Raw genomic sequence first — 16,953 nt, forward strand, 5'->3', positions numbered from 1 at the left:
ACAGGCGCCGCGCGGGCGCCCGTGGGGCATCAGGTCGGGACAGGCGTTAGCGAAGGCCCTTGGCGGCCAGTTCCATGAGGGCGGCGGCGTCGGCCGCCTTCACGATGCCCTGCCCGGTGTCGACATTGGCGGGCGCCAGGCCGAAATTCTTGGCGAGGTAGACCATCATCACGGGCATGAAGCCCTGCATGTAGGGCTGCTGGTCGACCTCGACCTGGATATAGCCCTTCTGCATCTGCTCGACCGCTTCCGGCACGAGGTCGAAGCCGCCCAGCAGGACCTTGCCAGGCACCTCGCCGCGATCGGCGAGGACGCGGGCGACGCCGGCATGCCAGAAGCCGGTGTCGAAATAGGCGGTGGTGTCGGGATGGGCGGCGAGATAGGCGCCGACGCGGTCCGAGGTGATGGCGAGGTCGGTGCCGCTGTCGATCTTCTCCCAGCTGACGTCGCGGCCGGAGGAAGCCTTGTACTCCTCGAGGAAGTTGATTACGCCCTGGCCGCGCTGCTCGGACCAGTTCTGGCCCGGCGCCGAGATGCCGACCAGCACCTTGATCGGACCCTCGGCCGGGAAGTTCGCGGCCTGCGCCTGGCCGAGCGAATGGCCGGCGGCGAGGAAGCCCTGGCCGACAAAGGCCTGGCGCGCATTGCCCTTCGCGCCTTCGAGATCGTCGACGTTGACGCCGATCACGACAATGCCGGCGTCGCGGGCGCGCTGGATCACGTCGTCCAACGCGTTGTTGTCGACGATCGAGGTCAGGATCGCGGCGGGCTTCTGCGCCAGCGCTGCCTCGAGATTGGCGAGCTGTTCCGGCACCGAGCCCTCGGTCTGGGTGAACAGCATCTGGCAATTGGCCGAAACCTTGGCGCAGGCGTCGTCATAGCCCTTCTTCGCCGCCTGCCAGAACGTGTTCGAGGCTGACGAGTGGACCGCGAAGACGATGTCGAGCTTTTCTTCCGCCATCGCCAGACCGGAGGCGGTGGTCAACATGGCGACTGCGAGAGCCGTTGCTTTCAGTCTCATCATTTTGCTCCTCCCGAGCGTTGAAATTCTAGAGAGACGTCGCGTCCGTGATCTGGCGGGTGACGGTGTAGGCCCGCTCCAGATCGGGGTGCAGTTCCATGCCGAGGCCCGGTCCCGGCGGCACGGTGATCATGCCGTCCTTCACCTCGGGCAGTGCGGTGACGAGGTCGCGGTACCAGGTGCGGTAGAAGGCGCGGACGCTTTCCTGGACCAGCGCGTTCGGCGCGTTCAGCGACAGGTGCGTGGAAGCGCAGAGGACCACCGGCCCGGTGCAGTCATGCGGCGCGACCGGCAGGTGCCAGGCCTCGGCCATCGAGGCGATCTTGCGCGCCTCCGACAGGCCGCCGCACCAGCTCAGGTCGAGCATCACGATGCCCGCCGCGCCGGTCTCGAGCAAATCGCGAAAGCCCCAGCGCGATCCCAGCGTTTCCGAGGCGGAGATCGGAGCCGGCGAGACGGCGGCGTAACGGGACAGGCTCGACAGGCTGTCCATCTTGATCGGATCTTCGTGCCAGAAGGTTCCGAACGGCTCGAGCGCCCTGGCGATCTGCATCGCCGGCAGCAGCTGCCACATCGAATGGAACTCGACCATGATTTCCATCCGGTCGCCGACGGCGTTGCGGATCTTCTCGAACGGCACCAGCGCCTTCTTCAGGTCTTCCGGCGAGATGTACTGCCCGCGCGACTTCTCGGCGGCGATGTCGAACGGCCAGATCTTCATGGCCGTGATGCCGTCCTCGAGCAGGGAGTGCGCCAGCTCATCGGCCCGGTGCAGGAAGCCGTTCAGGTCGTCATAGTTCTTGTGGCCGCCGCCCAGGTCGTAGTTGGCCGTCGTTTGGCCGGTCGCCTTCTTGATGTATTCGGTGCCGGCGCAGGTGTTGTAGGTGCGGATCTCGCGCCGGGTGAAGCCGCCGAGCAACTGGGCGATCGGCTGGTTCACCGCCTTGCCGAACAGGTCCCAGAGCGCGATGTCGAAGGCGGAATTGCCGCGCACCTCGGCGCCGGACGAGCGGAAGCCGAGATAGCCGACGAGATCGCCCGAGAGCTTGTCGATCTCCAGCGGGTCGCGGCCGATGACGCGCGGGGCGACGTATTCATGCATGTGCGCCTCGACCGTCGCGGCGCCGAAGAAGGTCTCGCCGAGGCCGATGAGGCCCTCGTCGGTATGCACCTGCACCCACAGCAGGTTGGGCCGTTCGGCGATCCGAACCGTCTCGATGGCAGTGATTTTCATGGGATCCTCAGGACAGTCCGGCCGACAGGAGGGCGCGCACGCTTTCATCAAAATGGACGGCCATGGCGGAGACGGCCTTCTGCGGATCGCCGGCAGCCACGGCGCGGGCGATCTCCTCGTGGGTCGCGATCATCGCGTCGCGCGCTTCCTGGCTCGTGCGGCTCTTCCAGCCGATCGGCCAGGTCTGGCGGGCGATGCCCTGGAACGCGCCGACGATCAGCGCGAAGACCGGGTTCTTCGATGCCCTGGCCAGCGCCCGGTGAAAGGCGAGGTCGTGCTCCATCAACTGGTCGGGATCGTGGATCGAGGCGCGCATAGCCGCCGCCTCGGCCAGGATCTCGGCCGCCTCGGCGTCGCTGCGGCGGATCGAGGCGAGGGTGACGATGCGCGTCTCGATGGTCCGGCGCACGTCGTAGATCTGCTGCACGTTGATCTGATCGGTATGCACGCCGTGCTCGATGATCAGCGACATCGCGCCATGGTCGATCGGCGAGATGGTGGCGCGCTTGCCGGTGGCGAGCTCGATGATCCGCATCGCCGCGAGGGAGCGGAACGCCTCGCGCACGACGGTGCGGGAAACGTTGAGCTCCTTCGACAGCGTCGCTTCCGACGGCAGCTTGTCCCCCGGCATGAGGTCGTTTTCGCGGATGTGGCGGGTGATGGCGCCGATGGCGTCGCCAACCAGTCCTCCGCCGTTCACTCGATCAGGCTGCATGCCGAAACTCCCTTACCTGTATGACAGGTTATACATGACCTGTGATTAGAATCCGGAATCATGTCTGTCAAGTGCCGCTGACCTGCGCGTCGCGTCGGGTCCCCGCCGAGGGGGCGTGCGGCGGCGTGGCGTCGGGGCGATCGAGGGGGAAGGCCCCGCGCAGGCAACGCCTGGCGATGACGGCGCCGCTGCACCGGCGGGCGTTCGGCCAGCCAGCAGCGGGCGAGGTCGGGCTGAGGAGGCGTGGTCGGATCAGGCGTAGGGCCGGCGAGGGGACTGTCTCGTGTCGTCCGATATGGTCTTCCGGCCATGGGCCGTTCTGTCGCGCAAACGAATTCGGGGCCCGGAACGTCTGTTCCGGGCCCCGAATTCAGTTCGTCGGAGTTGGGTCTGTTAGCCGGCCGTGGCGGCTGCCTTGCCGGTGGCGCGGGCGGCCGCGCTCTCGATCATGATCTTGTGCATGCGGCGGCGTTGCAGTTCACGGTCGGCGATGACGCCGAGCATGATCACTGCGCCCATGACGGTGTAGTTCAGCGAACTCGGGATGCCGAGCATGTTGACGAGGTTCTGCAGCACCTGCAACAGCACCGTGCCGAGGAAGATGCCGAGGATCGAGCCTTCGCCGCCGCGCAGTGAACAGCCGCCCAGCACGGCCGCCGCGACCGCGTAGAGCTCGTAGAAATTGCCGTGCGCCGAGGGCGAGACCGACTGCGTGTAGAACACGAAGAAGATCGCCGACAGGCCGGTCAGGAGGCCCGCGATCGAATAGGCGGCGGTGACGACGAGCTTGGTCGGAATGCCGGAGAAGCGCGCCGCTTCCTCGTTCTTGCCGACCGCGAAGAGATAGCGGCCGAACACCGACTTGTGCAGCACCACCGACATGACGAGGCAGACGGCGACGAAGAAGATGAAGGCGTTCGGCACCACGCCGACGCGGCCGGACACCAGCCATTCGAGCGTCTCGTAGCCGCTGCCATAGCCGAAGCCGGCGGTCGAGTCGGCGGTGTAGTAGCGCGCCAGGCCGCGGTAGATCAGCAGGCCGCAGAGGGTGACGACGAAGGGCTGCAGCCGGAGCTGCGTCACCAGCAGGCCGTGGATGGTGCCGAGGATGACGCCGCCGCCGACCGTGATCAGCAGGGCGAGCGGCCAGCCGATCTCGTGATTGACCAGCAGGTCGAGGAAGATGATGCCGAGCAGCGCCAGCATCGAGCCGACCGACAATTCGATGCCGCCGGTGATGATGACGATGCCGACGCCGATCGCGAACAGGCCGAACAGGCCGATCTGGTTGGCGAGGTTGGTCAGGTTGATCTGCGAGATGAACTGCGGATTGAGCACCGCGGTGATCGCGCCGATGACGATGATCAGCAGGAAGAGACCGAGTTCTTTCCTAAGCATGTTGGATGGCTTCCTGTTGGATCGTCCCGCCGACGGCAAGCGTCAGCACGTTGTGTTCGGAGAATTGGTTGCGTTCGAGATGGCCGGAGACGTGGCCCTCATGCATGACGATCATGCGGTCGCTGACGCCCAACACTTCCTCCATGTCGCTCGAGATCATGAGGATGGCGACGTCGGCGTCGGCTAGTTCGCGCATCAGCGCGTAGATCTCGCTCTTGGCGCCGACGTCGATGCCGCGCGTCGGTTCGTCGAAGATCACGACATTGGGCTGCATCGACATCCATTTGCCGAGCACGATCTTCTGCTGGTTGCCGCCGGAAAGCGTGAGAGCGATCGTGTCGACATTGGGCGCCTTGATCTTGAGCTTGCGGCCCTGCTCTTCGGCGACCTTGTGCTCCTCGGCCGTGTCGACCAGCGTCATCCGCGCATAGCGCGGCAGGCTCGCAAGCGTGATGTTCTCGGCGATCGGCAGGTCGAGCACGAGGCCGGAGCGCTTGCGGTCCTCCGGCGCCAGATAGATGCCGTTCGCGATCGCCGACTGGACGTCGCCGAGCTTCACCGGCTTGCCGTCTATCGTGATGCGGCCGCCGAGCGCCGGATCGACGCCAAAGATCGCCTGCGCCACTTCGGTGCGGCCGCAGCCGACGAGGCCCGCCAGGCCGACGATCTCGCCGCGGCGGATCTTGAACGACACCTTGGTGTTGGAAAACGCGGTGGTGACGAGATCCTCGACGATCAGGCCGCTGTCGCGGGGCGGGCTCTTCGGCGGCACATAGAGCGATTTCAGCGATCGGCCGATCATCAGCCGGATCATCGCATCATGCGTGATCTGCTCCCGGTCGAGCGCGCCGACGCGCTGGCCGTCGCGCAGCACCACGACGCGGTCGGCGCAGGCCATGACCTCGGAAAGCCGGTGCGAGATGTAGATGACGCTGACGCCGGACTGGCGCAGCTCGCCGATCACCTCGAGCAGCCGCTCCGTCTCTGTCAGGGTGAGGGAAGAGGTCGGCTCGTCCATGATGATGACGCGCGCGTCATAGGAGAGCGCCTTGGCGATCTCGACCATCTGGCGCTGCGCGATCGAAAGGTCCTCGACCAGCGCACGGGCGTTGAAATCGACGCCCAGACGGTCGAGCAGGGGCTGAACCCTTGCCCGCAGGGCCTTCTGGTCGATCAGCTTCAACGGGCCGCCGAAACGTGGCTCGCGCCCGATCAGGACATTGCCCGCGACGTCGAGATTCTCGAAAAGGTTGAGTTCCTGGTGGACGAAGGCGATGCCGGCGCCGGTCGAGCTGTTCACCGTCAGCGCCGTGTGTTCGACGCCGTCGATCCAGATCGATCCCGCGCTCGGGGCGACCACCCCGCCGAGAATCTTCATCAGCGTCGACTTGCCGGCGCCGTTCTCGCCAATCAGGCCGAGCACCTCGCCGCGATTGACCGTGAGGTCGACGCCGTTGAGGGCGGTCACGCCCGGATAGGTCTTGGTGATGGCCCGTAGTTCTAGAATTTTCTCTGTCATCATGCCCGCGAGAGGATCGTCCGGGCGGCAGCCCGGGTCGCATGGAGACCAGACGTGTCCCGGACCGAGCGGCCCGGGACACGCACGCGATCGGGCTGTTACTTGGCGGCCAGGACCTTCTTCAGGTTTTCGCCAAATTCCTTGACGTTGGACTTGTCGATGATCTGCGTCGGGACGATCTGCAGCTTGTTCTCGGGGATGACCGACTTGTCGCCCTCGATGATCTTCGCCATGTTGATCATCGACTGGTAGCCGAACTCGTAGGGCTGCTGGACGACGGTGCCGTCGATCACGCCTTCGGCGACGCCCTTGAGGGTCTGCTGGTCTTCGTCGAAGCCAACGATCTTGACCGAACCGGCCTTACCCAGTGCCTTCACCGCGTTGTAGATCTGCGGGGTGTTGTAGGCCCACAGGCCGACCAGAAGGTCGATGTCCGGGTACTTGGTCAGCGTGTCCTCGACATTCGCCTTGGCCTTGGCCTGGTCGCCGCCATCGGTGCGGATGTCGATGATCTCGATATTGGTGCCGGCGATGGCTTCCTTGATGCCCTGGCTGCGCTCGCGGGCATTGGCCGCATCCATCGTACCGACGAACAGCATCGCCTTGCCGCCGTTCGGCAGAGCCTTCTTCATCAGTTCGCCTGCCTGGCGGCCGGCGGCGACGTTGTCGGTGCCGACATACATCAGGCGGTTCGACTTCGGCGCGTCGGCGTCATGGGTGATGAGCACGGCCTTCGAGGCAACCTCGTTGAGGATGGCGGTCGAATCGTCCGGGTTGACCGGGCTGATGGCGACGCCGGCGACGCCGCGGGCGAGCAGGTCCTCGAGGATCTTCTTCTGGGCCGCGGCCGACATTTCGCCGGGGATGTAGAACTCGATGTTGTAGTTCGGCAGCTCGGCCTGGGCCTTGTTGGTGCCGGCGCGCGCGATCGTCCAGAAGTCGGCCGGGACGTTCACCACGAAGGCGAGCGTCTTCTTGTCCGCCGCGAAGGACGGGCTGGTCGCGCTCAGCGCCATCGCGATGGCCGACGATGCGATGATCAGGGTACGTCTGTTGAAGATGTGCATTTGTTTCCTCGCCCTATGTTAGTTTCAGTATGTTTTTTGAATGTGGGAAATAAGCAGGCGATACCGCCTGAATACATCCTTTGCCGAACGCGAACGGATCCTCGGTCCTTCGTGTCGCGCGGATCGATGTTTTCTCGATCTGCATGCCGGGATGTACTGGATATAGGAGGTTGGCTTCCTCGCTCCTCCGTCCGTGGACGGAGCCCTCCAGCTCGGAAAACTCTCTATAGACAGTATACTTCTTGCGGAGAACTCCTATGGGGAGCTTTCCGTTCAGATGTTCCTCAATCCAGGCGTAACACCTTGTTTAAATTCAAGGTTCCTATACGCGGCCTCCCTTACGCTATTGTGCGACGAATAGCGCCGTCAAGCGTAAATCGTCGGCAAAACATTATCGGTGGGAGCGCGTTGACTATTTTGACAGCGCTGTCATGATTGCTCCCTCAAGCTCGCGCTTCGACGAGCAGGGAGGGAGGGAATAGATGTCTGAAGACAAGCATTCCAAGTCGCGCCGTGACTTTTTCCGCACCGCCGGCGTCACCGCCGCCGGTAGCGCCGCCGCCATGCTGGGCGGCCTCGGCATCAGCCCCGCGATGGCGCAGGAGATGGCCGCCGCGACCGGGCGTTCCGAGAAGCCGCTGAAGGCGGCCTTCTCCAATGCCGGCCTGCAGGCGACCTGGTGCGCCCAGGGCAAGCAGGCTGCCGAGCACTGGGGCAAGCTGTTCAACGTCGAGGTCACCTGGTTCGACGGCCAGCTCGACGCGGTCAAGCAGCGCGCCGCCATCGACAACATGGCTTCGCAGAAGTGGGACTTCGTCGCGATTCAGGCCTTCGGCATCGGCACGCTGATCCAGCCGGTGCAGAAGATGATCGACGCCGGCATTCCGGTCATCGACATGGACACGCTGATCGCCCCGCTCGAGAAGATCAACGTCCACACCTTCCTCGCCCCGAACAACGAGTTCATGGGCGCCGCGGTGACCCAGGCTCTCGTCTCCAAGCTCGGAGGCAAGGGCAAGATCATCATGACGCAGGGCGCGCTCGGCCATACCGGCGCCCAGGGTCGCGCCGCCGGCTTCAAGTCGGTGATCGCCAACAATCCCGGCATGGAAGTGCTCGACGACCAGCCGGCCGATTGGGACGTCACCAAGGCTTCTCGCCTGTGGGACACCTATCTGACGAAGTACCCGCAGATCGACGCGGCCTTCTTCCACAATGACGACATGGCGCTCGCCGCCTACAACGTCATGAAGTCGCGCGGCCGCACCGACATCCTGATCGGCGGCGTCGACGCCATGCCCCCGGCGATCGCCGCTGTCGCCGATGGCCGCATGTACGCGACCGTCCGCAACCCGTCCTCCCGTATCCATGGCGGCGCCATCGTCGCCGGCGTCGCCGCTGTCGTCAGCGGCGAGAAGACGGGCGAGGGCATTCCGAAGAATGTCGTCACCGATGGTCCCGTCGTCACCAAGGACAATGCTGCCGGCATGCAGTGGATGCAGAACCACTTCCTGATCTGATCCATCCGCATGAGCAGTCTCTTCCGGACGAGTACGGTTCGTCGGAAGGGGCCGCGACGGTTCCCTGACAGGCGATGGCGGCCGGGCTGATCCGGCCGTCACCGTCGTCATGAGACCGTTTCCTGCCGTCGAACCGGTGAAACTGATGACGACCGATCCGCTTGATCCGAGCCGCGAAACGCCGCGCCTGCAGATGCAGGGCATCTCCAAATCCTTCGGTGGCGTCACGGCGTTGCGCGAAGTCGACTTCACGCTGCGCGCCGGCGAAATCCACGGCCTCGTCGGCGAGAACGGCGCCGGCAAGTCGACGATGATGAAGATCATCGCCGGCGTTCATACCGATTACGAAGGCAAGATGCTGATCGACGGGAAGGAAGTGCATTTCCGCTCCGCCCGCGACGCGCTTGCCGCCGGCATCGGCATGGTGCACCAGGAACTCAGCATCATGCCGGACCTGACGGTCGGCGAGAACGTCTATCTCGGCAAGCAGCCGGTGACGGGCGCCGGCATCATCGACTGGCGCACCATGATGTCGGGCGCGCATGAGCAGTTGAAGAGCCTCGGCATCGACGTCGATCCGAAGACGCGCATGGGCGACCTGCCGATCGGGCTGCAGCAGCTGATCGAGCTGGCGCGCGTGATCTTCTCCGGCGCGCGCATCATCATCCTCGACGAGCCGACCTCGGCGCTGTCGCCGCCGGAAGTGCAGCTTCTGTTCGAGGTGCTGAAGGGCGTCCGCGCCAGCGGCCGCAGCATCGTCTTCATCTCGCACTTCCTCGACGACATTCTCTCGATCTCCGACACGGTCACGGTCTTCCGCAATGGCCGCCTGATCGTCACCCATTCGGTCGAGGGCATCGACAAGGGCTGGCTGATCGAGCGCATGATCGGCTCTGGTCATGAGGACCTCGAGGAAAGCTATACCGGCGCCATCACGCTGGCCTCGAAACCCGGACAGCCGGTCGTGCTGGCGGCGGAACATCTCGGCTATGGCCGCGCCTATACCGACGTCACCTTCGACGTGAAGGCGGGCGAAATCCTCGGCATCTACGGCTTCATGGGCTGCGGCCAGATCGAACTGGCGCGCACCCTGTTCGGCAAGCTCAAGGCCGATACCGGCACGCTGGCGATCGACGGACGCAAGCGCCGGCTGCGGAACACGACGCAGGCGCGCGAGGCCGGCATCGCCTTCGTGCCGGAGAACCGCCGCTCGATGCTGTTCTACGAGCAGCCCGTCTACAAGAACGTCTCGATCAGCATCCTGGGCCGCATTTCGCGGCTCTGGCTGAAGCCGACGATCGAGCGTTCGATCGCGCGCAAGCACGTCGAGAGCCTGCATATCCGTCCGCCTCGCGCCGAGGTGGCGCTCGGAGCGCTGTCGGGTGGCAACCAGCAGAAGGTGGCCCTGGCCAAGTGGCTGACCCACCGGCCCAAGGTGCTGGTGTTGAGCGAGCCGACGCGCGGCATGGATGTCGGCGCCAAGGATGATGTCGTGAAGATCGTGCGGGCGCTGCGCGACGAGGGCCTCGCCGTGATCGTCGTCTCGGCCGAGCCGGAGACGGTCCTGTCGCTCGCCGACCGCGTCCTCGTCATGAAGAAGGGACGCATTGTCCGCGAATTCGCCAACGAGACGATCAGCAAGGATCGGCTGCTGGAAGCGGCCTGAGAAGGATTTGACATGACGTTCCAGCAAACCAGCACGGCGCGCCCCTCCAAGTCGAGCCTGTTCCTGCGCAGCCAGATGCGCAACATCGCGCCCTTCGCGACGCTGATCCTGCTGCTGATCTTCTTCAGCATCGCCAGCCCGTCCTTCGCGACCATCGACAACGCCTCGAACATCCTGACCCAGATCTCGGTGACGGGCATCATGGCGGTCGGGCTGACCTTCGTGATCCTCTGCGGCGAGATCGACCTCTCGGTCGCCTCGATCGCCAACGCGACCGGTATCGTGGTGGCCTATTTCACGCTGCAGGAAAGCTATGTGAACATCGCCAATATCCCGGTCGCTGGCTGGCTGGCGGTGGTTCTGGCGTTGGCGACCTGCGCCGGCCTCGGCCTGGTCAACGCCTTCGGCACCACGTTCATCGGCATTCCGTCCTTCATCATGACGCTCGCCATGATGCAGATCGGCGCCGGCATCTCGGCGCTGCTGGTGCGCGGCCAGATCGCCTACAACGTTCCGGACATCGTCTCGACGCTCGGCTCCGGCAATGTCGGCGGCTTCCCGACCATCGCGCTGGTGCTGCTGGCCTTCCTCGTCGTCGGCCATGTGACGCTGACCTACACGCGCTTCGGCCGCTACATCTACATGGTGGGCGGCAATCGCGAGGCGGCCGAGTATTCCGGCGTCAACGTGAAGCTGATCCTGGGCGCGGCGCTGGTGATCTGCGCCGTCTGCTCCGGCATCGCCGGCATGGTCGGCGTCGCCCATTTCGGCAGCGCCCAGCAGAACGAGTTCGACGGCTACCTGCTCGACGCCATCGCGGCGGTCGTCGTCGGCGGCACCAGCCTGTTCGGCGGCCGCGGCGGCATCGGCAACACGATCGTCGGCCTTTGCGTGCTCGGCGTGCTCAATAACGGTCTCGATCACATCCAGATCGACAGCTTCCTCAAGATCCTGATCCGCGGCCTGATCCTGCTCGCCGCCCTCATCGTCAACGTCTACGTGCAGAACATCCGCAGCGTCGAGCGGGCGGAGGGCGCATGAGGACGGTTGGCACTTCTACAAGACGCAGAATGACGAAAGGACAGAAGCGTTGACGTCAGAGTCATCCTATCGGCCGCGCTATGGCGCCGCCTATCCGAGCCTGGTGGACAGCGTCGTGCTGATCACCGGCGGCGGCAGCGGCATCGGCGAGGAGATCGTCCGCCAGTTTGCCCGCCAGGGCTCGAAAGTCGGCTTCATCGATATCATCGAGGAACCGTCGCGTGCGCTGGTCGCGGAACTGGAGGCCGAAGGCCACACCGTCGTGTTCGAGAAGGCGGACCTGACCGATATCGACGCGACGCGTGCCGCCATCGAGGTGATCCGCGCGAAGCTCGGGCCGATCGCCATGCTGGTCAACAACGCCGCGCATGACCAGCGCGCCACCATCGACGAGATCACGCCGGAATTCTGGGATTCGCGCCAGGCGGTGAACCTGAAGCACCAGTTCTTCTGTTCGCAGGCCGTCTACAAGGACATGGCCGAGCTCGGCGGCGGTTCGATCGTCAATGTCGGCTCCTTCGCCTATATCGCCGGCGTCGAGGGGCTGACGCCTTATCTGGCGGCGAAGTCGGGCGTCATCGGACTGACCCGTGGCCTCGCCCGCGAGCTTGGCCCGCACAATATCCGCGTCAACTGCGTCCTGCCCGGCTGGATCATGACGCAACGCCAGCTCGACCTCTGGGTCACGCCCGAAGTGGAGCAGGCGATCTTCACGCGGCAATGCCTGAAGCGGAAGATCTATCCGGCCGACATCGCCCGCGTGATCATGTTCTTCGCTTCCGACGAGTCCGGCGCCTGCACCAACCAGAGCTATGTCGCGGATGGTGGCTGGACGTAAGTCGCACGGGAGTGGGTTCAGGCGCGGCGATCCGTGATAAGGAGCCGCGTCCGGCATGGTCGGGCGTCTCTTACCCGGATGGCGTCGTCTCTATGAACGTGAAGAACTCCTATACCCTGGCCGATGTGGCGCAGCGCGCGGAAGTGAGTGAGATCACGGTCTCGCGCGTGCTGCGCAACAAGGCGTCGGTCGCCGAGAAGACGCGCGAGCGCGTGCTCGCGGTCGTCCGCCAGATGGGCTATGTGCCGAATCGGGTCGCCGGGACGCTGGCGTCGGCCGGCTCCAACCTGATCGGGGTGGTGCTTCCGTCGCTCTCGAACATCGTGTTCCCGGACGTGCTGCGCGGCATCCATGCCTCGCTCGCCTCGTCCGGCTACCAACCCGTGGTCGGCGTCACCGACTACGACATGGACACGGAAGAGGAACTCGTCGCCTCGCTGCTCTCCTGGCAGCCCGCCGCGATGATCGTCTCCGGCCTGCATCACACCGACTATACGGTCGCGATGCTGAAGCGCTCGGGCGTGCGCATCGCCGAACTCATGGACATCGACGCGACGCCGCTCGATATCGCCGTCGGCATGTCGCATCGCCAGGCGGGCTATGATTCGGCCCTGCATCTTTTCCAGCGCGGCTATCGCCGCTTCGGCTATGTCGGCCATGACCGCAAGCGGGACGAACGCGCCGCCCGCCGCTATGAGGGGTTCCGCGAGGGACTTCAGGCGGTCGGCCTGTCGCTGGTCGGCGAGGCGGCCTCGGACGGGCCAAGCTCGACCCAGGACGGCCGCGACCTGCTCGCCCGCCTGCTGTCCGAGCATCGCGACCTCGACGTCGTCGTCTTTTCGAATGACGACATGGCCGTCGGCGGCGTGTTCCACTGCTTCGCCGCCGGCATCCGCCCGCGCGAGGATCTGGCGCTGTTCGGCTTCAACGGCCTCGACATCGGCCAGGCGCTGCCGCAGCCGCTCTCGACCATCCGCTCGCACCGCTTCCTGATCGGCCAGATCGCGGCCGAGATGATTCTGGAATCCCCCGCGCATCCCGGCACGCCGACGATCCGCGACACGGGCTACGAGATCATCGTGGGCGAAACAGCCTGAGGGCCTATTTCTTCTCGATCGAGCTGATCTTGTTATCGGCCGTCAGCACGAGGCTGTACTGCTCGTAGCGCGTGCCGTCGTCGCAGGTGACGAGGACGACGCGGCGCTTCGGCGTCGACACTTTCGTGTCGACCGTCATGTAGCTGACGCGCCCGCACCAATGGCCGGCATTGCGAATCGCCCGCCCGGCCTGGCGCTCCAGCATGGTGGCGCTGGCCGACACCGGCACCATGACGACGGCCAGGGCCGCGAGCATCGCAAGCTTCATTCGTTTCGTTCCTCGGCGGGCGTGGTTGCAGAATTCGGCATCAGCCACCGACACTAGCACATCCCGGCGCGGGATCATGCGGGGACACAGGAGCTGCTTCTCTAGCATTCCGTGCAGCGCGATGGTTTGATTTCGCGCAGGTTGTTGGAAGATTGCGATTCTCACTGGGGCCATGAATCTCTCGAACTGGATGCATCCGGACCGTGAAATCTGGCAGGCCGGCCTGCGGACTGCCGCGGCCGGCGGCCTGACGCTGCTCGTCGCCGATTTCCTCGCGCTGCCGCAGGGCTACTGGGCGGTGATCTCCGCCGTCATCATCGTGCAGAACCGGATCGGCGCCTCGCTGCAGGCGGCGGCGAGCCGCGTCATCGGCACGCTGGTTGGCGGTCTCGTCGGCTTCGCCATCGCCATGGTCATGCCGACGACGCCGATCGGCGCTTTCCTGGGCCTGGTGCTCGCCCTCGGCCTTCTGGGCATGATTGCGGTACGCCACGTCAACCTGCGCGTCGCGCCGCTGACCGCGGCGATTTTGCTGGTCAGCGCGCCGTCGCATGTCGCCGTGACGATTTCCGCCACGCACCGGATGATCGAGATCCTCGTCGGCTGCGCGATCGGCGTGCTGGTCTCGATGACGGTGGCGCCGGGCCGCTCGGATAGCTGGATGCGGACCGAGGCGGCCGAGATCCTGTCGCGGCTCGCCACCCTCTTCGGCATCGACCGCAGCGGCACGGACGAGGCTCGGGATGGCCGCATCGGCGAGGCCGACGCGGCGATCGACAAGGCCTTCCGCTCGTTCGACACCTTGACCAAGGAGGTCGCGGAAGAGCGGGCGAGCCACATCTCGCGCGGCGTGGTCGATCCCGAACGGCTGCGGCACGGCCTGCGCGACCTGCGCACCTCGTCCTCCTTCATGTTCCGGATGTCGCGCCTGCCGAAACCCGCCTCGGTCGCCGACGCGCTGGCGGGGCCGCTGGCCGACGTGACCGCGGCGGTGCGGACGGCGCTGACGGGGCTCGGCCAGAGCCTGATCGCCCGCGCCGCGCCTTCCGGGATGGACGCGCTCGATCAATCCTTCGCCGCGTTCCAGGACGCGGCCCAGAAGCTGATGGGCGGCGATACCGCGATGGACGCGTCGGCGGTCGCCTATCTCAACAACCTGTCCTTCGCGCTGGAACAGGTGCGGCATTCGATTGCGAACGTTGCCGGCTGCGTATCCGACATGGCGGATGCGTCCGCCGGACCCTAGAGCGTTTTCGAGCGAAGTGAGTACCGGTTCGCGTGAAGAAAACGCGATCAAACAAGGAGTCAGGGTCTTTCAGTGTTTCCATGAAACGCTGAAATGATCTGGCGGGTCCCGAAAAGGTGAGGAGTGGGGCGATGCGGCCTTTGGATATCATGTGGGTGGGGCTCGGCGGCGGCGCCGGATCGCTGCTGCGCTGGTGGATCGGGCGGGTGGTCGGCGAGCGCTATCACGGCGGTTTTCCGCTCGCGACCTTCCTGATCAATGTCAGCGGCGCCTTCGTCATCGGCTATCTCTCGGTGCTGTTCTCGGTCGACTGGCGCGACCGTTTCGGCACGGTCCTGAACGCGGGCGTGCTGACCGGCATTCTCGGCGGCTACACGACCTTCAGCAGCATGCAGCTCGACGCAGCGAAGCTCGACGATGCGGGCAAGCGAAACACGGCCTTCGGCTATCTGCTGCTGTCGGTCGCTGCCGGCCTGATCGCCGCCGCGCTGGGCGCGGGACTGGCGCGGCTTCAGGGTTGAGGAGAGCGGATCATGATCAATCTCGTCATACTCGTCTTCGTCGGCGGCGCCATCGGCGCCATGGCGCGCGAATTCCTGATGCTCGGCGTGCCCGACCTTTCCGACGGTTTCCCGATGGCGATCCTGGTCGCCAATGTCGTCGCGGCCTTCCTCCTCGGCCTCGTCACGGGCCTGCACAAGCGGCGCGCCGTCAGCGATGACGTCAACACCATGGTCGGGACCGGCATCATGGGCGGGCTCTCGACCTTCTCCAGCTTCGTCTATGGCTCCTTCGTGCTGATGTCGGCCTCGGCATCCGCCGCCGCCGTGGCGATCGTCTACCTGCTGGTCAGCCTGGTTCTCGGCTATGGCGCCGTGCGCCTCGGCCTCAAGCTCGGGCAGGGCGGGGCGGCCGCCTAGAGCCGGCGACGGTCTCGCTGGCTCCAGGTTCAGGCGAGGGTGGGCGTCGCGTTGGCGGGCTCGCTCTGGTGGGAGTGCGGCAGGACCCAGGGTTCCTCGATCGGCATCAGCGTCGACTGGGCGAGCAGGCGGATGCTGGTCTCGTAGTCCGCACGCAGAGCGATGAAGGCCTTGCGGCATTCGTCCTTGTCGGGCTTCGTCGGCAGTCCGATCTCGCCGAGCCGGGCATAGAGCAGGTCGAAGTTCTCGATCAGCTTGGGATCGACACTCCTGTGCGTCCAGGCGTCGGCCGGAATGCGCGGATTGAGCTCGATGGCGAGGCTTTTCAGCGCGTGGCAGCCGATCTCGCGGCAGATGCGGGCCGATTCCGTGTGCTTGTCGTCCAGGCAGGCGGTCAGGAGCGAGGTGGCGTCCAGCACGGCCGCGGCGGCGCCGACCCAGCTCGTGCCGCGATAGATCGCCGGTACATAGGCGAGGATCGGCGAGATCGAGTGCGTCTCGAGCAGGCCGCGGAACCAGAGCTCCCAATCCTCCCAGACGGCGCTGTGATGCTCGATCTGGCCGCTGCGCTGGAGGGACTCGATCAGGCTCGACGTGGTCGGGCGCCGGCCGGTGCGGGCATAGAGCCAGCCGACCTTGCGTTCGCGGATCTGGATGGCGGCCTGGTAGCCCGGCACGAAGGTGAACAGCAGGATGACCACGGCCAGCCCGATCGCCGCCTCGAACACGGCCAGCAGCTCGCCGGAGAGCGTCGGGGGCGTCTTGAAGCCCAGCGTGCTGAGGGCGGAGCCGCTCGCCGTGAAGGCGTAGCCCCAGCGCGGCTCGGTCCCGAGCCCCCACAGGATCAGCGTGAACCCGGTCTGGACGAGCAGGAACCAGGAGGCGATCGCCAGGAACAGGAAGAGCGGCATGATCCATGCCTGCAGCCGCTGGGTCTCGTTATAGTCCTTTCGCGGCAGGGCGAGCGTGTGGATGATCCAGACCGCGCAGAAGCGGGCGCCGTGCTCGATGAAGTCGCGCTCGCGCCGATTGATCAGGACGACCCTGACGATCGAGCGGAAGTAGAGAACGACGGCGGCGATGCCGAGGAGGACGGCAGCGATGTGAAGCACGATATCCATCTGCATCTTTCCATGCGTGTCGTTGCGGGCCGGGATCCGGGGACGACAGCACGGGAGGAAACCGATGGACGAGCGCGTGCCGCGTCTCGACGTGTGCCGGCCAGGATCGTCCCGAGGGGCGCGGTCAGGTCGACCCGGACAGCTTGCGCGTCGACACGGCAAGGTCAAGGGGCGCGGTCGATGCAACCCATGCGGAAGGCATGAGGGGGATGGCGCCGTCCGTTCGATCCGCCCGGGCGGGCTTTGCCGCGTTCCTGAAAATGAAGGGGCGGCCGCGCTCGA

The 16,953-nt window shown here is 65.5% G+C and carries 15 protein-coding genes and 1 pseudogene; 8 read left to right on the forward strand and 8 right to left on the reverse strand.

Annotation, left to right across the window (positions count from 1 at the left end):
- Positions 1-46 precede the first annotated feature (46 nt).
- The 6 genes from OSH07_RS18360 to OSH07_RS18385 form a co-directional block, all read right to left on the reverse strand.
- Positions 47-1,024 carry a sugar ABC transporter substrate-binding protein gene (locus OSH07_RS18360; protein WP_266340134.1) on the reverse strand — a complete coding sequence of 326 codons (978 nt, stop codon included), beginning with the start codon at positions 1,022-1,024 and terminating at the stop codon, positions 47-49.
- A 25-nt stretch (positions 1,025-1,049) separates the two neighbouring features.
- Positions 1,050-2,255, reverse strand: coding sequence for a mandelate racemase/muconate lactonizing enzyme family protein (locus OSH07_RS18365; RefSeq protein WP_266340135.1), 1,206 nt, complete (start codon positions 2,253-2,255; stop codon positions 1,050-1,052).
- 7 nt (positions 2,256-2,262) lie between these two features.
- Positions 2,263-2,970 (reverse strand): FadR/GntR family transcriptional regulator, encoded by a 708-nt coding sequence (locus tag OSH07_RS18370; protein ID WP_266340136.1) that lies wholly within the window; start codon positions 2,968-2,970, stop codon positions 2,263-2,265.
- A 393-nt stretch (positions 2,971-3,363) separates the two neighbouring features.
- The gene (locus tag OSH07_RS18375; protein WP_266340137.1) at positions 3,364-4,368 is read right to left on the reverse strand and encodes an ABC transporter permease; all 1,005 of its coding nucleotides are present in this window, start codon (positions 4,366-4,368) and stop codon (positions 3,364-3,366) included.
- Entirely contained in the window at positions 4,361-5,887 is a 1,527-nt protein-coding gene (locus tag OSH07_RS18380; protein ID WP_266340156.1) for a sugar ABC transporter ATP-binding protein, read from the reverse strand. Before OSH07_RS18380 ends, OSH07_RS18375 begins: the two co-directional genes overlap by 8 nt.
- Positions 5,888-5,985: 98 nt before the next feature.
- On the reverse strand, positions 5,986-6,954 hold the full coding sequence (locus tag OSH07_RS18385; RefSeq protein ID WP_266340138.1) for a sugar-binding protein: 969 nt from the start codon (positions 6,952-6,954) through the stop codon (positions 5,986-5,988).
- Between the two features lie 482 nt (positions 6,955-7,436).
- Between OSH07_RS18385 and OSH07_RS18390 the strand changes: the two genes are divergently transcribed.
- The 5 genes from OSH07_RS18390 (at position 7,437) to OSH07_RS18410 (ending at position 13,116) form a co-directional block, all read left to right on the forward strand.
- The gene (locus OSH07_RS18390) at positions 7,437-8,474 is read left to right on the forward strand and encodes a sugar ABC transporter substrate-binding protein (RefSeq protein ID WP_266340139.1); all 1,038 of its coding nucleotides are present in this window, start codon (positions 7,437-7,439) and stop codon (positions 8,472-8,474) included.
- Between the two features lie 145 nt (positions 8,475-8,619).
- The gene (locus tag OSH07_RS18395; RefSeq protein ID WP_266340140.1) at positions 8,620-10,140 is read left to right on the forward strand and encodes a sugar ABC transporter ATP-binding protein; all 1,521 of its coding nucleotides are present in this window, start codon (positions 8,620-8,622) and stop codon (positions 10,138-10,140) included.
- A gap of 12 nt (positions 10,141-10,152) precedes the next feature.
- Positions 10,153-11,181 carry an ABC transporter permease gene (locus tag OSH07_RS18400; protein WP_266340141.1) on the forward strand — a complete coding sequence of 343 codons (1,029 nt, stop codon included), beginning with the start codon at positions 10,153-10,155 and terminating at the stop codon, positions 11,179-11,181.
- 49 nt (positions 11,182-11,230) lie between these two features.
- Positions 11,231-12,019 (forward strand): SDR family NAD(P)-dependent oxidoreductase, encoded by a 789-nt coding sequence (locus OSH07_RS18405; protein ID WP_266340142.1) that lies wholly within the window; start codon positions 11,231-11,233, stop codon positions 12,017-12,019.
- A gap of 92 nt (positions 12,020-12,111) precedes the next feature.
- Positions 12,112-13,116, forward strand: coding sequence for a LacI family DNA-binding transcriptional regulator (locus tag OSH07_RS18410; RefSeq protein WP_266340143.1), 1,005 nt, complete (start codon positions 12,112-12,114; stop codon positions 13,114-13,116).
- A 4-nt stretch (positions 13,117-13,120) separates the two neighbouring features.
- On the opposite strand, the gene OSH07_RS18415 is transcribed toward OSH07_RS18410, so the two are convergent.
- Positions 13,121-13,384 (reverse strand): hypothetical protein, encoded by a 264-nt coding sequence (locus OSH07_RS18415; RefSeq protein ID WP_266340144.1) that lies wholly within the window; start codon positions 13,382-13,384, stop codon positions 13,121-13,123.
- Between the two features lie 172 nt (positions 13,385-13,556).
- On the opposite strand from OSH07_RS18415, the gene OSH07_RS18420 reads away from it, so the two are divergent.
- From OSH07_RS18420 to OSH07_RS18430, 3 genes and pseudogenes are all read left to right on the forward strand, one after another.
- Entirely contained in the window at positions 13,557-14,630 is a 1,074-nt protein-coding gene (locus tag OSH07_RS18420) for an FUSC family protein (protein WP_266340145.1), read from the forward strand.
- Positions 14,631-14,761: 131 nt separating this feature from the next.
- Positions 14,762-15,151: a fluoride efflux transporter FluC gene (locus OSH07_RS18425; RefSeq protein ID WP_266340146.1), complete on the forward strand. Its 390-nt coding sequence runs from the start codon at positions 14,762-14,764 to the stop codon at positions 15,149-15,151.
- A gap of 12 nt (positions 15,152-15,163) precedes the next feature.
- Positions 15,164-15,541 (forward strand): annotated as a pseudogene (locus tag OSH07_RS18430) (CrcB family protein); the annotation flags it as partial.
- Positions 15,542-15,579: 38 nt separating this feature from the next.
- Here the strand turns inward: OSH07_RS18430 and OSH07_RS18435 are convergent.
- Positions 15,580-16,671: a hypothetical protein gene (locus OSH07_RS18435; protein ID WP_266340148.1), complete on the reverse strand. Its 1,092-nt coding sequence runs from the start codon at positions 16,669-16,671 to the stop codon at positions 15,580-15,582.
- Positions 16,672-16,953: the final 282 nt, after the last annotated feature.

It is taken from the genome of Kaistia nematophila (genome assembly GCF_026343855.1).
GTDB classification, from domain to species: domain Bacteria; phylum Pseudomonadota; class Alphaproteobacteria; order Rhizobiales; family Kaistiaceae; genus Kaistia; species Kaistia nematophila.

Bases quoted from the DNA above. Each gene is read 5' to 3' on its own strand.
- OSH07_RS18370 (WP_266340136.1), bottom strand. From the start codon at position 2,970: ATGCAGCCTGATCGAGTGAACGGCGGAGGACTGGTTGGCGACGCCATC.
- OSH07_RS18400 (WP_266340141.1), top strand. From the start codon at position 10,153: ATGACGTTCCAGCAAACCAGCACGGCGCGCCCCTCCAAGTCGAGCCTG.
- OSH07_RS18390 (WP_266340139.1), top strand. From the start codon at position 7,437: ATGTCTGAAGACAAGCATTCCAAGTCGCGCCGTGACTTTTTCCGCACC.
- OSH07_RS18360 (WP_266340134.1), bottom strand. From the start codon at position 1,024: ATGATGAGACTGAAAGCAACGGCTCTCGCAGTCGCCATGTTGACCACC.
- OSH07_RS18420 (WP_266340145.1), top strand. From the start codon at position 13,557: ATGAATCTCTCGAACTGGATGCATCCGGACCGTGAAATCTGGCAGGCC.
- OSH07_RS18415 (WP_266340144.1), bottom strand. From the start codon at position 13,384: ATGAAGCTTGCGATGCTCGCGGCCCTGGCCGTCGTCATGGTGCCGGTG.
- OSH07_RS18410 (WP_266340143.1), top strand. From the start codon at position 12,112: ATGAACGTGAAGAACTCCTATACCCTGGCCGATGTGGCGCAGCGCGCG.
- OSH07_RS18395 (WP_266340140.1), top strand. From the start codon at position 8,620: ATGACGACCGATCCGCTTGATCCGAGCCGCGAAACGCCGCGCCTGCAG.
- OSH07_RS18380 (WP_266340156.1), bottom strand. From the start codon at position 5,887: ATGACAGAGAAAATTCTAGAACTACGGGCCATCACCAAGACCTATCCG.
- OSH07_RS18365 (WP_266340135.1), bottom strand. From the start codon at position 2,255: ATGAAAATCACTGCCATCGAGACGGTTCGGATCGCCGAACGGCCCAAC.
- OSH07_RS18385 (WP_266340138.1), bottom strand. From the start codon at position 6,954: ATGCACATCTTCAACAGACGTACCCTGATCATCGCATCGTCGGCCATC.
- OSH07_RS18435 (WP_266340148.1), bottom strand. From the start codon at position 16,671: ATGGATATCGTGCTTCACATCGCTGCCGTCCTCCTCGGCATCGCCGCC.
- OSH07_RS18425 (WP_266340146.1), top strand. From the start codon at position 14,762: ATGCGGCCTTTGGATATCATGTGGGTGGGGCTCGGCGGCGGCGCCGGA.
- OSH07_RS18375 (WP_266340137.1), bottom strand. From the start codon at position 4,368: ATGCTTAGGAAAGAACTCGGTCTCTTCCTGCTGATCATCGTCATCGGC.